This window comes from Streptococcus sp. STC1396, assembly GCF_058933875.1.
Window position 1 is genome coordinate 38,785 of sequence record NZ_JBZYCU010000006.1, and the last position, 15,349, is coordinate 54,133.

General features: G+C 43.9%; 15 protein-coding genes. All 15 read right to left on the reverse strand.

The annotated features are described in order from the left end of the window. Window positions 1–9: 9 nt before the first annotated feature. The 15 genes from pstB (AC5FEC_RS03250) to AC5FEC_RS03320 all read right to left on the reverse strand — a co-directional run bounded on the left by pstB (AC5FEC_RS03250) (window position 10) and on the right by AC5FEC_RS03320 (window position 15,134). Window positions 10–768, reverse strand: a complete 759-nt coding sequence (pstB, locus tag AC5FEC_RS03250) for a phosphate ABC transporter ATP-binding protein PstB (protein WP_493661282.1) — start codon at window positions 766–768, stop codon at window positions 10–12. Between the two features lie 27 nt (window positions 769–795). Next, window positions 796–1,599 (reverse strand): phosphate ABC transporter ATP-binding protein PstB, encoded by an 804-nt coding sequence (pstB, locus tag AC5FEC_RS03255; protein ID WP_148880482.1) that lies wholly within the window; start codon window positions 1,597–1,599, stop codon window positions 796–798. Between the two features lie 11 nt (window positions 1,600–1,610). Next, window positions 1,611–2,495: a phosphate ABC transporter permease PstA gene (pstA, locus tag AC5FEC_RS03260; protein WP_037615389.1), complete on the reverse strand. Its 885-nt coding sequence runs from the start codon at window positions 2,493–2,495 to the stop codon at window positions 1,611–1,613. Next, the gene (gene pstC, locus AC5FEC_RS03265; protein ID WP_015604880.1) at window positions 2,485–3,402 is read right to left on the reverse strand and encodes a phosphate ABC transporter permease subunit PstC; all 918 of its coding nucleotides are present in this window, start codon (window positions 3,400–3,402) and stop codon (window positions 2,485–2,487) included. The genes pstA and pstC overlap by 11 nt, the downstream gene beginning before the upstream one ends. Further along, the gene (locus tag AC5FEC_RS03270) at window positions 3,399–4,283 is read right to left on the reverse strand and encodes a phosphate ABC transporter substrate-binding protein PstS family protein (protein ID WP_493661283.1); all 885 of its coding nucleotides are present in this window, start codon (window positions 4,281–4,283) and stop codon (window positions 3,399–3,401) included. The genes pstC and AC5FEC_RS03270 overlap by 4 nt, the downstream gene beginning before the upstream one ends. 97 nt (window positions 4,284–4,380) lie before the next feature. Continuing rightward, window positions 4,381–5,694, reverse strand: a complete 1,314-nt coding sequence (locus tag AC5FEC_RS03275; RefSeq protein ID WP_493661284.1) for an RsmF rRNA methyltransferase first C-terminal domain-containing protein — start codon at window positions 5,692–5,694, stop codon at window positions 4,381–4,383. 1 nt (window position 5,695) lies between these two features. Continuing rightward, on the reverse strand, window positions 5,696–6,466 hold the full coding sequence (locus AC5FEC_RS03280; protein ID WP_493661285.1) for an inositol monophosphatase family protein: 771 nt from the start codon (window positions 6,464–6,466) through the stop codon (window positions 5,696–5,698). Further along, window positions 6,456–6,734, reverse strand: coding sequence for a UPF0223 family protein (locus AC5FEC_RS03285; protein ID WP_493661286.1), 279 nt, complete (start codon window positions 6,732–6,734; stop codon window positions 6,456–6,458). The genes AC5FEC_RS03280 and AC5FEC_RS03285 overlap by 11 nt, the downstream gene beginning before the upstream one ends. A 3-nt stretch (window positions 6,735–6,737) precedes the next feature. Continuing rightward, on the reverse strand, window positions 6,738–7,136 hold the full coding sequence (locus AC5FEC_RS03290) for a Spx/MgsR family RNA polymerase-binding regulatory protein (RefSeq protein WP_037615395.1): 399 nt from the start codon (window positions 7,134–7,136) through the stop codon (window positions 6,738–6,740). 111 nt (window positions 7,137–7,247) lie between these two features. Continuing rightward, on the reverse strand, window positions 7,248–8,177 hold the full coding sequence (locus tag AC5FEC_RS03295) for a bifunctional riboflavin kinase/FAD synthetase (RefSeq protein WP_493661287.1): 930 nt from the start codon (window positions 8,175–8,177) through the stop codon (window positions 7,248–7,250). Between the two features lie 25 nt (window positions 8,178–8,202). Continuing rightward, complete coding sequence (truB, locus tag AC5FEC_RS03300) at window positions 8,203–9,081, reverse strand: tRNA pseudouridine(55) synthase TruB (protein ID WP_493661288.1); 879 nt, start codon at window positions 9,079–9,081, stop codon at window positions 8,203–8,205. A gap of 3 nt (window positions 9,082–9,084) precedes the next feature. Beyond that, window positions 9,085–9,891 carry an alpha/beta fold hydrolase gene (locus AC5FEC_RS03305; RefSeq protein WP_493661289.1) on the reverse strand — a complete coding sequence of 269 codons (807 nt, stop codon included), beginning with the start codon at window positions 9,889–9,891 and terminating at the stop codon, window positions 9,085–9,087. A 51-nt stretch (window positions 9,892–9,942) separates the two neighbouring features. Continuing rightward, a complete protein-coding gene (locus AC5FEC_RS03310) occupies window positions 9,943–11,535 on the reverse strand; it encodes a DUF2130 domain-containing protein (protein WP_493661290.1) in 1,593 nt (530 codons plus the stop codon). Between the two features lie 94 nt (window positions 11,536–11,629). Beyond that, the gene (locus tag AC5FEC_RS03315; RefSeq protein WP_493661291.1) at window positions 11,630–13,375 is read right to left on the reverse strand and encodes an ABC transporter ATP-binding protein; all 1,746 of its coding nucleotides are present in this window, start codon (window positions 13,373–13,375) and stop codon (window positions 11,630–11,632) included. Continuing rightward, a complete protein-coding gene (locus AC5FEC_RS03320) occupies window positions 13,368–15,134 on the reverse strand; it encodes an ABC transporter ATP-binding protein (RefSeq protein ID WP_493661292.1) in 1,767 nt (588 codons plus the stop codon). Before AC5FEC_RS03320 ends, AC5FEC_RS03315 begins: the two co-directional genes overlap by 8 nt. Between the last annotated feature and the right edge of the window lie 215 nt (window positions 15,135–15,349).

Below are 15,349 nucleotides of genomic sequence, written 5' to 3' on the forward strand. Positions count from 1 at the left end.
ATCAAATTTTTAACCAAATTTACCAGTAATATAGTCTTCTGTTTCTTTATTAGCTGGGTTCATAAACATTTCTTTCGTCTCATTAAACTCAATCAAATCACCACCCAAGAAGAAGCCTGTTTTGTCCGAAAGCCGAGAAGCCTGCTGCATGGAACGAGTTACCAAGAGCATAGTATAAGTGTCTTTGAGTCCATACAGAGTTTCCTCAATCTTACCAGCAGAGATTGGATCCAGCGCTGACGTTGGCTCATCCAAGAGGATAATTTTCGGACGAGTAGCCAATACACGCGCTACACAGACCCGCTGCTGCTGACCGCCGGAAAGACCAATAGCCGAATCATGTAAACGGTCTTTCACCTCATCCCAGATAGAAGCCCCCATCAAGGAGCGTTCTACCGCTTCATCTAATATTTGTTTATCCTTGACACCGTTGATCCGCAGGCCGTAGACAACATTTTCATAAATGGTCATCGGGAAGGGATTGGGTTGCTGGAAAACCATGCCAATCTCCTTACGCAGCTCCACCGTATCTGTCCGAGGACTGTAGATGTTGTGCCCATTATAGATGACCGTTCCTGTCGTTGTTACTTCTGGATTCAAATCACCCATGCGATTGATAGCCTTGAGCAAGGTAGATTTCCCTGAGCCTGATGGTCCAATCAAGGCTGTAATTTCATTGGGCATAAAGTCCAAGGAGACACTATTGAGTGCTTTCTTTTTATTATAATAAACCGACAAGTCCTTGACTTGCAAAATAGGTTCTGTCATAAGTTCATTCCTTTAGTTTCTTCACCTTTAACCAAAATGACCAGAAACATAGTCATTGGTCGACTGCAATTTGGCATTTTGGAAAATATTGGCAGTCTTGTCGTACTCAATCAAATCTCCCAGATAAAAGAAGCCGGTGTAGTCACTGGCCCGGGCAGCCTGTTGCATATTGTGAGTCACGATGATGATCGTATAGTCCTTTTTGAGCTCAAACATAGTCTCTTCCAGCTGCATGGTCGCAATCGGATCCAGCGCAGAAGCCGGCTCGTCCATAAGCAAGATATCTGGCTTGACTGAGATAGCTCTGGCAATACAGAGCCGTTGCTGCTGGCCGCCTGACAAGGTCAAGGCCGATTTATGAAGATCATCCTTTACTTGGTCCCAAAGCGCGGCTTGCCTGAGCGAAGTTTCAACAATCTCATCCAAAACTTTCCTATCTCTCACACCAGCCCGCTCATGGGCAAAAGTGATATTGTGATAAATGGACTTGGCAAATGGATTAGGACGTTGAAAGACCATGCCGATGTGCTTACGCATTTCGTAAACATTAATATCACGACGATTGATGTCAATTCCTTCATACCAAATTTCACCAGTCACACTAGCAATATCAATCGTGTCATTCATACGATTGAGACTGCGGAGGTAAGTGGATTTCCCTGAACCAGACGGTCCAATCAAAGCTGTGATTTTATTCTTTTCAAACTGCATATCAATGCCCTTGATGGATTCTTTTTTACCGTAGTAAACATGTAAATCCTTGGTCGAAAGGGCTATCTTTTCTTCAGGAAAAGTAATGATATGTTTTTCATTCCAATTATATTCTGTCATTGCTTCTCCTTTTATGCAGAGGTTAATTTCTTGTGCAAGTAGGAACCGAGTTTGCGGGCTCCAAAGTTGAAAATCAAGATGAAAATCAGGAGCACAGCTGCTGATCCTGCTGATACCACTGTTCCATCAGGAATGGTTCCTTCACTATTGACCTTCCAGATATGAACAGCCAGTGTCTCCGCCTGCCGGAAAATCGAAATCGGACTTGTAATGCTGAAAATGTTCCAGTTAGACCAATCCAGAGCTGGCGCAGATTGACCTGCAGTGTAAATCAGGGCAGCTGCTTCGCCGAAAATCCGACCAGAAGCAAGAACAATCCCTGTCACAATCCCTGGCAGAGCTTCGGGAATAACAACATGTAGCACCGTTTCCCAGCGGGAAATTCCCAAAGCTAGACCTGCTTCACGTTGTGTATGGTGAACGTGGCGTAAGCTATCTTCAACATTGCGGGTCATCTGAGGTAGATTAAAAACAGTCAGCGCCAAGGCACCTGAGATGATAGAAAAGCCATACTCAAATTGGACAACGAAAATCAAATAGCCAAAGAGTCCGACAACCACGGACGGCAGCGAGGATAGGATTTCAATACAGGTACGGACAAAATTAGTCACCGGACCTTTTTTAGCATACTCAGCCAGATAGACTCCCGCTCCCATCGAAAGGGGAACAGAGATAATCAGAGTAATCACCAGCAGGAAGAAGGAATTATAAAGCTGAATCCCAATACCACCACCAGCTTGATAGGAAGAAGATTTCCCAGTCAGGAAAGACCAAGAAATATGCGGCAATCCTCTTACCAGAATATAAAGAATCAGAGAGGCAAGGATAGCAACAATGATACCAGCTATCGTGTAGAGGATACCAGTCGCCAATTTATCTAATTTCTTAGCGTGCATAGTTTTTCTTACCTCTTTCTTTTGTAATCAATTTAATGACACTGTTAAAGGCCAGACTCATCAACAGCAAGACCAGAGCCAAGGACCAGAGGACATTGTTGTCAACGGTTCCCATAACAGTATTTCCGATTCCCATGGTCAAAACGGAAGTCAGGGTCGCCGCAGGTGTTGTCAAAGAGGTTGGAATCACCGCAGAGTTACCGACAACCATCTGAATGGCCAAGGCTTCCCCAAAGGCCCGCGCCATTCCAAAGACTACCGCTGTAAAGATACCGGAGCGAGCAGCCTTGAGTGTTACCCGCCAAATAGTCTGCCAACGCGTAGCGCCCATAGCCAGACTTGCTTCACGGTAGTGACGTGGCACAGCACGAAGACTATCTGTCGTCATAAAAGTCACCGTTGGCAAAATCATGACAAAAAGTACGAAAATACCAGACAAAATTCCAAATCCGGTACCTCCAAAAACAGTCCGAACAAACGGAACAACAACCTGCAAGCCGATAAATCCGTACACAACAGACGGAATCCCAACCAAGAGCTCAATCGCAGGCTGAAGAATCTTGGCCCCTTTAGGCGACACTTCAGTCATAAAGACCGCTGCTCCAATAGCAAATGGCGTTGCAATCAATGCTGACAAAATCGTAACAATGAAAGAACCCAAGATCATGGGCAGAGCACCGAATTCCTTACCTGACGGATTCCAAGTTGAACCAAATAAAAATTCAAACACATTGACTCCGTTGACAAAGAAGGTCGATAAACCTTTTTGTGCTACGAAGATTAAAATCATGGCTACAATCAGTACGATTAAAGACAGGCAGGCAAAGGTGATATATTTACCAAATTTTTCCAGACGAGAGTTTTTCGAAGGGGATAGTAATTTCTTTGCTAATTCTTCATTTCTCATTTGCTATCTCCTTTTAAGCTCGTAACATTTCCATCAGCGTCCTTGCTGACCTGCATTTCCTTGATGGAAATATAGCCCATTCCTGAGACGATTCCATCCTGAACTTCATCTGACAACATGTAGTCCAGAAACTCTGCTGCCAAGCCCTGAGGCTGACCAAGAGTATACATGTGTTCGTAAGACCAGAGTGGCCAAGCATTGGTCGCAACATTTTTGGCCGTTGGCTCGTAGCCATTGAGCTTCAAAGTCTTGACAGAATCATCCACGTAAGCAAAGGCTAGATAAGAAATAGCTCCAGGAGTTTGGGAAACAATGGACTTAACCATCCCATTTGAATCCTGCTCCTGACTTTGAACGGCTGATTTACCATTCATGATGACACTGTCAAACGTAGCTCGAGAACCAGAACTTGCCGCACGGTTGATGATGGAAATCTCTAGGTTTTTCCCACCCAGCTGCTTCCAGTTGGTCACTTCACCGGTAAAAATCTTCTGCAACTGCTCTGCCGTTAAATTATCGACAGATACTTCTTTATTGACAATCACGGCAATTCCAGCGACTGCTACTTTGTGATCAACAAGGGCTGAAGCATCAATCCCTTCTTTTTCCTCAGCAAAGACATCTGAGTTACCAATTTCAACCGCACCAGACTGAACCTGAGACAAGCCAGTACCTGATCCGCCACCCTGAACATTGACTGTTTTTCCAATGTTGGCTGAACCAAACTCATCCGCTGCTGCTTCGACAAGCGGCTGAAGAGCTGTCGAACCAACGGCAGTCATGGACTCCCCTCGATCAATCCAGCTGGAACAGGCTGATAGGCTGACTGCAAATAGCACTAGAACCGCTGACAAAATCAGCTTATATTTTTTCTTCACCATTTTTCTCCTCGAAATCTTGAGAATGATAGTGGAATGTCTATTTGAAAGAAACTGAAAATCCCACTATATCCACTATAACATAGAAAGAGGGCTTTGCCTAGTCTTTTGAACGAAAGCGAAGCCCTTTAGGGAAATAATTTTTCAAGGTATTTCCAGTAATTTTTGCAAAGCCCAGACCATTGCCTTGGGCAAGCACTTGATACCAACCATTTGGATAGTTTTGAGAGAGTTGAACCGTCTCGCCTGCTACATATTTACCAAAGGCCTCGTCATCAATCTCAAGGACAGAGACGACTTCACTGGGCCTCAAGGCTAAACCTAAGGCAAAGCTCGGTTCAAAGCGATTTTTCTTAAATTCTCCTAGATGCAGGCCATTGCGAGCAATTTTCAGCTTAGCCATGTCTGGCAGTCCAGCTGGCACCAGATACAGATTGTCCCCAAAAGTATCTAAATGTCCTTCTAGCTCAATTTTTAGATGCTTTTTCTGGAAATCTTGCCAGAGTTTTCTTTGCTCAGCTGTCAATTTATTTCTAACTGCTTTAATTTTTTTAGCAGATTGACTTCCTGTAAAGCAAAATTTCGCTACAAACTGCCCTTCTCCTTTGAAACGTTGGGGATACATACGAGCTGTTTCTGGAAAATCATTCCCCGCCACCATGCCATTGACTTTTGGTATTTCAAGCAATTCCAAAGGAAAATTCTCTAAAAGCCAAGCGACAATTTCTTCATTTTCTTCAGGTGCCCAAGTGCAGGTCGAATAGACCAACTGCCCGCCTGTTGCTAACATCTTGATAGCGTCCGCTAAAATTTCTCGCTGCAGACGTGCACACTGAGCAGGATATTCTGGGTTCCAATACTGGGTGGCATCCGGCTGCTTGCGAAACATCCCTTCGCCAGAGCAAGGAGCATCTAGGACAATGAGGTCAAAATATCCCTGATAAACCTTAGCCAATCTATCCGCAGATTCATTGGTGACAAGGACATTTCGCGCTCCAAAACGCTCAATGTTCTCCACCAAAATTTTACTACGTTTGGCATTGATTTCGTTAGAAACCAGCAAACCTGTGTTTTCCAGATAAGAGAGTAAATGGGTAGATTTTCCGCCTGGTGCAGCCGCTAAGTCCAAAACTTTCATGCCCTTTTGCGGTGCTGCAACCTGGGCAACCATCTGGGCAGCCGGTTCCTGAGAATAGACTAGACCTGTGACGTGTTCTACTGACTTACCTGATATTTTTCCATAATAGCCCCAGTCTGTATTTGGGATAGCATTCACAAAATCTTTCTGAGTTTCTTTTAAAGGATTGCTTCGAAAGGCTGAAATCGGCTCTTGATCAAAAGTCGCAAAAAAAGCCTCTGCTTCCTGACCCAAGAGCTTCTCATACTTTTCCTTAAAACCTACTGGAAAGTCCATACTAGCCTTTTCCCTTTCGTAAATACTCTTGTAGTTCACCCAATTTACACTTTGGAGCAATCATGATGGGCTCCTTGGTCTGGAAATTCGGCTGGCCGCCATCTAAAGTCTGAATGACAAACCCCAATTTGTCAGCCATCACGTAGGCCGCTGCATAGTCCCAAGGCCAATTATAAGAGAAATAGGCCGCCAAACCACCAGAAAGGGTCTTGCCAAAACTAATCCCAGCACTGCCATACACACGCACGCCTAAGCAAGCACGAGACAAGTCAGCCAGCCCCCAGTGATTATGCTCCAGCATACTGGCATTTGAAGCGATGAGATATGCTTGCAAGGGTTTATTGATAAAAGCAGACAACTTTCTGTCATTGCAGTAAACATCAAAAGCCCCGCCTCCATGAAAAAGCTGGTCCCGCGTCACATCATAAATCAATCCGAACTGGCCCTGCCCACTTTCAAAATAAGCCAACATAATAGCAAAATCAGCTTGCTGGGTAATGAAATTATTGGTTCCATCAATGGGGTCAATCACCCAGACATTCCCATCTGAGATATCATGTCGCAGGTCATTTTCCTCTGCCAAAATCGCATCATCAGGATAACGAGCCAATATTTTCTCAACCAAATCATCCTGAATTTTTTGGTCCATTTGGGTCACCAAGTCAGTCGGACTGCTCTTTTGCACAACATCTAAGTCATCATGCAGATGCTCCTTTAAAAAAACACCTGCCTGACAAACTATTTCTTTCGCAAAATGAAATTTATTTTCCAAGAGAAATCATTCCTTTCCCTTTTCTTTTAGCTTCCTGAACAGCACGATAAAGCGAATAGCCACTGACAGTCTCAAACTCACGGCCAATTCGCTTCTCCTCTCCTTTGCTGGGAACAATTTTCTTAAAGACTGCATAAGACTGGAGCAGTTGTTCCGCTTGAATCTTCTGTTCGTAAGCTTGCTCTACATCATTAAAAAAAGAAAGCACTGAAGCAAGCTCTTCAGTGCTCCACGATAAGTCTAGTGGGTAACTATAATTTTTGTCCATATTTTAAATATCAGCACGCATAGTTGCGGCTCTTAACTCTTCCTTCCGATAACCCCGAGGTAAGAAAGCACGTATTTCATCTTCATTGAAACCGATTTGCATTCGTTTGCCATCAAGGATAATTGGACGACGCAAAAGACTAGGGTTTTCCTCAATCAACTTAATCAGCGTTAAAATCGATAAATCCTCTACATCTAAGTCCAGTTTTTGAAAAATTTTTGAACGAGTTGAAATGATGTCATCTGTTCCGTTTTCTGTCAATGAAAGAATATGCTGCAATTCTGAGGCAGACAGAGGGCTTGTCATGATATTATGCTCCGTAAATGGAACTTCATGATTAATCAACCAAGCACGCGCCTTGCGGCAGGAAGTACAACTCGGCGATAAAAATAGTGTAATCATGCTTTTCTCTTCTTATTTTATATAATAACTAACTCTATTATACTAAATTTAATTTGGATTGACTATATTTTTTTGAAAATTACTGCCGAATGTCATGAAATTATAAATTTTTCAACTATTTCGATAAGCAGTCCAACTTTTAGCGACCTGCTCATCACTCTGCAGCTGAGCAACGAGAGTCTCGATACTGTCAAATTTGACCATCTCCCGAATCTTATCCAACCAAATAATTCGAATGGTATCGCCATAGATTTCCTCAGAAAAGTCAAAAATATTGGCTTCAAAACGGAGCTCATCACCTTCAAAGGTCACGTTCTTGCCGACACTAGCCATGCCTCGATAAAGCTTGCCATTGTGCTCAACTTCCACAATATAAACACCATCTGCTGGTAGGATCACTCGGTCCAGCGGCGCCAAATTAGCCGTAGGATAGCCAATCGTACGGCCTCTGGCATTGCCATGGACCACGATTCCGCGAGTAGACAAAGGATAACCCAGCAACTGATGTGCCTTGGAGACATCACCACTCTGCACAGCTTGACGGATACGAGTAGAGGATATTTTTTCATCATCCTGGTTGACCGATGAAATGATAAACACCTGACCATCAAAATAATCTGCTAGCTCATCTGCCTTTCGCTTGTCAGAACCGAAATGATAGTCAAATCCCGCTACAACTGCCTTTGCTTTGAGCGCAGAGACATACTTATCAAAAAATTCTTGGGCTGTGTTCTTAGAAAAATGGCTGGTAAAATCAATCAGATAAAGATAGTCCACACCTAAATTCTCTAGGTGAGCAGCGCGTTCTTCGGGATGATTCAAATGCAACATCAACTCTGGCTGATAGCGGACGAAAGCCAGCTTAGGTGACTCTGGAAAAGTCAGCACCGCAATTTTCAGCCCTTGCTCAGCCGCAATTCTCTGAGCTTGCTTAAAAAGTGTTTGATGACCCTTGTGCAAACCGTCAAAATAACCTAGAACTAGGACGGTGTCTTCTTTCTGGATAATATCTTTTTCATTTTTAATTTTAATCGTTTTCATCATTTTTCTATTTTATCACAAAATATCAGAGAAAGACCTTTTTAGGCTTATAAGACTGGTCTCTTTTTTCTAATATTGCGACTAGCTTACCCTCATGAAAGGCAGCTAATTCCAGTCCAGCATCTTCTAGGGTAATAAAACGACCATAGCGCACTTCTTCCAATTGGTCTGCTCTCAGTTCTAGCTTAGGCAGGTCACCCGTCCCCAGCTCCAAGGGCTGGAGGAAAGAGAAATCCTCCACTGCTACTCGCTCTGCTATTTCATCCAAGGTCAAGGCATCATCTAAGCTCATACCCGCTGAAGAAGTCCGTGTCAGCTGGGACATGTGACTGGCAAAGCCAAGCTTGGCTCCCAAATCAACAGACAGAGTCCGAACATAAGTCCCCTTGCTGCACTTCACTCGAAACCGAAAGCAGGCTTGTTCATCTACGTAGGAAATCGGACTGGTGCGTTCAAAGCTAAAAATAGTCACCTGCCGCTCTGGTCGCTCCACTTCTTGACCCGCTCTTGCATACTCATAAAGCTTGCGGCCATTTACCTTGACTGCAGAGTACATGGGCGGAATCTGGCGAATCTCACCGGTCATGGACTCCATAGCTTCATCAATGAGAGCTTCTTCTAAAAGCTCCGTCACCGGCATCCGCTCTAGGATGTCTCCGCTGGCATCCTCTGTTGTCGTTGAGCAGCCCAGAGTAATTTCACCTTCGTAAACTTTGCCTTCCTCTTGCATGAACTCGACCAAACGTGTCGCCTTGCCTACAGCAATCGGAAGTACTCCGACCACATCTGGATCCAAGGTGCCTCCATGACCGATTTTCTTGGTTTTTAAAATCTTGCGCAGCTTAAATACCGCATCATGCGAGGTCATGCCCGCTTCTTTTCTTAAGTTGATAATTCCGTTCATTGATTAACTTTCTAAAAATACTAAAACTCTCTTTTGGAAATCCTTATGCTTTTCATAGAGTGCATGGCCACAGTCTGGAAAAATAGTGAGCTGGCTATCTTTGATATGTTGATGCAATTCGAGCGAAGCTTCTATACCTAGAACATCATCTTCTTCTGCTCCAATGATTAGCGTAGGACAATTGATCTTTTCCAGAACTGCTAAACTATCATGTCTTAAGCAAGATATGGCCTGAATAGCAATCCGCTGTTTATCTTTAATGCGACCAAAGATTCCCATTATTCGATAAAGGTATTTAAACTTTCCAAAGGATTTAGCCGTATAAGAGTGACTTGCAATATCCAACATCAGTTCCTTATAGGATCCAGTCTGACTCAACTCAAGCCAGCGAGTAATCCGCTCCCTACCAAGATTATTCAGTTTTGCAGTTGTAACTGTCAAAATCAATTTTTCAACTCTTTCCGGGAAATCTGCTGCCAACCACTGAGCAATCATACCGCCTTGGGAAATTCCTAGAACAGCTTCTGCTTTCAGCCCCAAGACCTCCATAGCTTCAGCTATATCAGTCGCCATATCTCGTGTTGTGTAATTTTCTGGCAATTCATTGACTCGGCTAAAAACATACACTTGGTAAGCTGTTGCGAATTCCCTATAAGATAGGGCAAGCATTTGCGCCATTCCCTTAACAGTCGCCAAACCATCCCCTAGACCTGGGATGATGAGCAGAGGTTTCTTACCTTTTCCAAAGGTCACATAGTCCATGCTCCTATCTTTAAGATGCAGGACATAATTTTTTGCACGATAGACCATATTCAGAATCCTCCCGAAATCTTACTTACAAGAATAGTTCAAGGCCTGTTATTACTTTTTCAAAGCCTCAAACTTAGCTTTCATAGTAGGATTTTTGCGTGTCAGTTTTTTGACAGAGACATCGTCCAGTTTATTGTTAGCTAAGCGCAGCTGGTTCTCGGAAGTCGTCAGGAATTTCTTGATCTCTTCCATCCGGCGGATTGCCTTGTCAATCTCCTCGATGGCCTTGCCAAAGTTGGTCGAAGCAGACTGATAGTTCTTGGCGAAAGCTACTTTAAAGGCATCTAAATCTTCCTCAAAATGCGTAATATCAATATTCTGTTCCCGCACCAAGGCTAGTTCCTGCTTGTACTGGAGCGAGTTAAGCGCAGCATTACGCAGGAGGGTAATCATGGGCAGGAAGAACTGAGGCCGGATAACATACATCTTCTCGTAGGCATAGGACACATCGACAATACCCGAATTGTAGAGCTCGCTGTCAGCCTCAAGAAGTGTCACCAGAATAGCATACTCACAGCCTTTCTCCCGCCGGTCCTTATCCAGCTCTTTGAAGAAATGCTCGTTTTTCTTCTTGGTCGCTGTCTCATCACCTTCATTTTTCATCTCAAACATAATGGAGAGGCTTTCTACACCATTTTCATCCACCTCACGGTAAATGTAGTCACCCTTGCTGCCGGTTCTGGCATCATTGTCCTTGCCAAACTCCGCTCGTGGAAACATAGCCATACGGTTCTTGTTAAACTCGTACTCGCAGTGCTGTTCCAAACTCTCACCAATCATCTTAGTAGACTGCTTGGCCTTGAAATCCTTGTAGAACTCTATAGTCTCATCTTTCTGCCGTAGCTCTACCTCATAGCGCTCTTTGAGCGAGGTCTGAGCCAGCGCTGCTTCCTTTTCTTGCAAAACTAGCTGATTCTTAACCTCGTCTCGCTCTTTTTCCAACGCAGACAAGGTCTTTTGAAGTTGATTTTCATGCTCCAATTGCAGAGTTTTCAGCTGATTTTCCAGTTGCTGGACTTCCTTGTCTTTCTCCTGTAATTGAAGACTAGCTACCTGCTCCGCCTCTTTCTTAGCCAATTCCTGCTGGGTCTCAAACTGAGCAATCTGACTTTGAAGTTCTAAGATAACTTGATTTTGGTCTGCTATACGCTTATCGTAGTTTTTTTCAACTTCTTGCTTTACTAACTCTCTCTCTGTCTCAAATTGACTAATCTTATGATGTAAATCAGTAATTTCCTGCTCCTTCTCTGCTAGGATGAGCTGTTGCTGATTTTGAGCCTCTTTTTTCGCAAGCTCCTGCTGACTATCAAATTGAGAAATTTGATTACGAAGCTCCGTGATAGTCTGATCCTTGTCAACTATAGATTTGTCATACTCTTTCTCAACTTCCTTTTTGACCAACTCTTTTTCAGTTTCAAACTGATCAATTTGGTGCTTTAGTCGACTGATTTCTTGATCTTTTTGAGCGCTGAGAGTCTGCTGTGCATTCTGTGATTTTTGCTCTGCTAAAGCCAGTTCCTGCTCAATCCGAGCATGAATCTCCTTGTCAAACTCCGCTGTCCGCACCTGCGATAAGAGCTCACTGTACTGGCTCTCATTGACTGTAAAAACCTCCCCGCAGTTGGGGCATTTGATTTCGTTCATAGGGTACCTCGTTCAAGACATTTCTATATCTCATTATAACATTCTTCCCTGCAAATGAAAAACAGCAAGCCAAAGGGGCTCGCTGTATCAACTGTTAATCAGCTATCTCAATCCGCCAGCTAGCAGCTGTTTTTCTTTCTTGGATAAACTTGCTGTAGATTCCTTGTTTGGCTAGTAAGTCTTGGTGTTTGCCTTGCTCGACAATGCGACCTTGATCCAACACCAGAATCTGGTCTGCATGCTCAACTGTCTTGAGTCGGTGGGCAATCATGATAATAGTCTTATCGCGAGTCAGAGCCTGAATAGCCTGCATGAGGGCTTCTTCGTTCTCTGGGTCGACATTGGCTGTTGCTTCATCCAGAATGATAATAGGAGCATCCTTGATAATTGCTCGTGCAATGGAAATGCGCTGACGCTCACCTCCAGAAAGACTGGCTCCTCCTTCACCAATCTTGGTGTCATAGCCATCAGGCAGCGAGAGGATAAAGTCATGACAGGCCGCTTTCTTGGCAGCCTCTATCACTTCTTCCAGACTAGCTTCTGGCTTGCCAAAACGGATGTTATTGGCAATGGTGTCCTCAAAGAGATAGACGCTTTGGAAGACAAAGCTGAAATTGCGAATCAAGCTATCATAGCTGTAATCCCTGACATCATGTCCATCCAGACTGATACTGCCCTGTTCCACATCCCAGAAACGGGCAATGAGATTGCAGAGCGTTGTTTTGCCAGAGCCAGAAGGTCCGACCAGAGCAGTTGTCGTTTTTTCTGGAATAGAGAGAGAGACATGGTCAATAATCCTTTTATTTCCATAAGAGAAGCTGACATCTCTCAGCTCAATACGGCTGCTCTTGGGCTCTATATCCTGACCGCTGATGTCCATAGGCTGGATAGCCAAGACTTGATTAACCATATCGACCGACAGATCAACAATGCGTAAGAGCGCTGAAAAACTGCCTACACCATCCAGATTTTCATAGACCATAAAACCACTGATAATCATCATGATAGCCACTAGCAACTCCATGCTGCCATTCAGATAAAAGTAAATTGAGAAGAGTCCCATAAAGAGTCCAGTCAGCTTGGTAATCATACCTTGGAGGGCAATATATGGCGAAGTGACTAGGGCCAGATTGGTATCCAGTCGGCTCTTTTCATCAATCGCCCGCGATAGCTTCTTGCTAGATCGGCTAGCTAGATTGTAGTTCTTGACTTCAGCAATACCTTGGCTGTACTCGAGAACCACTTCGACCAGATTCATATCTGCCCTGTGCTTGATATCCGATACCTTACCCGCCTGCCAGCGCATGAGGCTATTGGGCAAGAGAAAAAGATTCAGCCCCACCAGCAGAACCAAACCAATCCGCCAGTCAAAAATAAAGACTAGAATAGTAATCAAAGCACACGAGAGAAAGCCCTGAACTGTCATCATGACCACCCGCGTCGCTACATCGGATAAGGCTTCCAGTGTATTGGTTGTGACACTGGTGATTTTTCCTAAACTAGTTTGATTGAAATATCCCATAGGCAGATAGCGCATGTGCTGGGCAATCTCAATCCGTTTCTGAGTACAGGTATTATAGCCAGCTTCCGTCTGCAGCATAGTAATTTTCAGTGTAATCCAGATATTAAGCAGAACAGAAATAGCCATAATAACCAAGGACAGCCAAAAAGTCCGCATGGAAAGATTTTTCTCAATCAGCCCCATAATTACTAGGCCAATAGCCGGAATACGCAGGGCGATAATCAAGGATTTGATTACCCCCAGATAGATGGATAGATAAAATTTTCTGCAATCTTCTGGCTGGCAAAAATCAAAGAATTTTTTCAGTATACTAAGCATGAGCCACCCCTCCTTCCAGCTGGTCTCCATCCTTAACCGCTATATGAGCCTGCCACATGGAAGCATAAATCGGACAGGTCTCTAACAGTTCCTCATGACGCCCTTGAGCCTCAAGTCGACCGGCATTAAGGACTAGAATTTGTTCTGCCGTCTTAATGGTTGACAGACGATGGGCAATAACAATCAGCGTTCGACCCTCAATCAGCTTAGCCAGGCTAGACTGGATACGAGCTTCATTTTCCGGATCAGTATAGGCTGTCGCCTCATCTAAGATAATGATCGGTGCATCCTTAAGCATGGCACGGGCAATAGCAATCCGCTGACGCTCACCACCAGACAAATGACTGCCACCAACACCAACGCGAGTCTGGAAACCTTCTTCCAGCTGCAGGATAAAGTCATAACAGCCACACTTTCGAGTAATTTCCATAACTTCTTCATCCGAGGCTGCAGGATTTCCCATGCGGATATTATCCATAATACTTTCATCAAAAAGGTAATTGTCCTGAGTAACATAGGCAATCTGCTGACTGTAATAATCCAGCGGTAACTGGCGGATGTCGACTCCGCCGTAAGTAATCTGACCAGAGGAAACATCCCAGAAGGAAGCCAAGAGTTTGGCAATGGTGGATTTACCTGATCCCGACGGACCGACCAATGCATTGATACTGCCTTCTTTGATAACAAAGGAAATCCCATGCAAGACCTCTTCTTCTGCAGAGTAGCCAAAAGAAACATCTTTCATAACCAAATCACACCCCTGAGGTTTTTCTACCAGAGCAATCGGCCTTTCCAGATTTTCCTTTTCCAAAATAGCAATGACTTCCCCAAAGATAGATCCCACCTTGCGCAATTCGTCCATATAGCTGGCCACCAAAATCAAAGGTGTCAGCAGGCTGAGCGATAAGATAATCATAAGGATGAAATTGCCTGCACTGACGCTTCCTCGCAGATAAAAATAAGTTCCAGCCGGTAGCAAAAAGAGTAAGCCAGAAGGTAGAAAAGCTGTCACAATAGCCATTTCCAGATTGAATTTGCGCATCCATTCGATAAAACAGTCCGCTCCTTCTTTGGCGGCTTTGACAAATTTATCGTAGGAGAATTTCTCCTTGCCAAAAATCTTGATGACCTCAATCCCATTGATATATTCAACAGCCGTATCGTTGAGTTTCTTGGTCTTAACAATGGTATTCTGATAATCAGCTTCGCTGTTAGCCGCCATCCGAATATAGGCCAGAACAGCGATAGGTAGAGTTAAAAGCGAAAACAGAGCCAGCCGCCAGTCAATGACAAACATGGCCACCAAAATCAACAAAGGGCCAAAAAGACCAGATGTAAACTCAGGAATCAAATGGGCCAAGGTAGTCTCGGTCGCATCCACCCGCTCCACAATAATGTTCTTGTAGCTGCCAGAAGACTGATCTAAGACAGTTCCTAGAGGCAAGAGTCGCAATTTCTCGGTCAGACGGTAGCGCATCTCCGCCAGAATCTTAAAGGTTGCTGTATGGGAAAGCAGGGTAGAAATGCCATGAAAACCCCAATAAGCTATCCAGAAAATACCAACCCAAATAGACTGGACCAGATAGAAATTCCAATCCCGGTTGCCAGCCAAGAGCTGATTAATCATATTTCCCACCAAAAAGTAGGGTAGAAAACCAGCTAGCACAGAAGCAAAGGCAAAAGTCAAACTGAGAATAAAATAGAGTTTGTGATGGGAAACAAATTCCCAAATCCAAGCAAAGACAGATTTTTTCTTCATATCAAATCCTTCTTTCATCAATAAACAGGGAGTTTTATGAACCACCAGTTTCCTTTTATTATAAATTCTGACAATTCTAATGTCAAGAGAATTTTAAAAGGCTGAGACAATATTGTCCCAGCCTCAATTTTCATAACAATAAATGATTGATTCGCCAATTCCTTGCTAAAGTAGTCTAGAAAACTATTTTAGCTTGTAAACTGACTGTTCTCAAA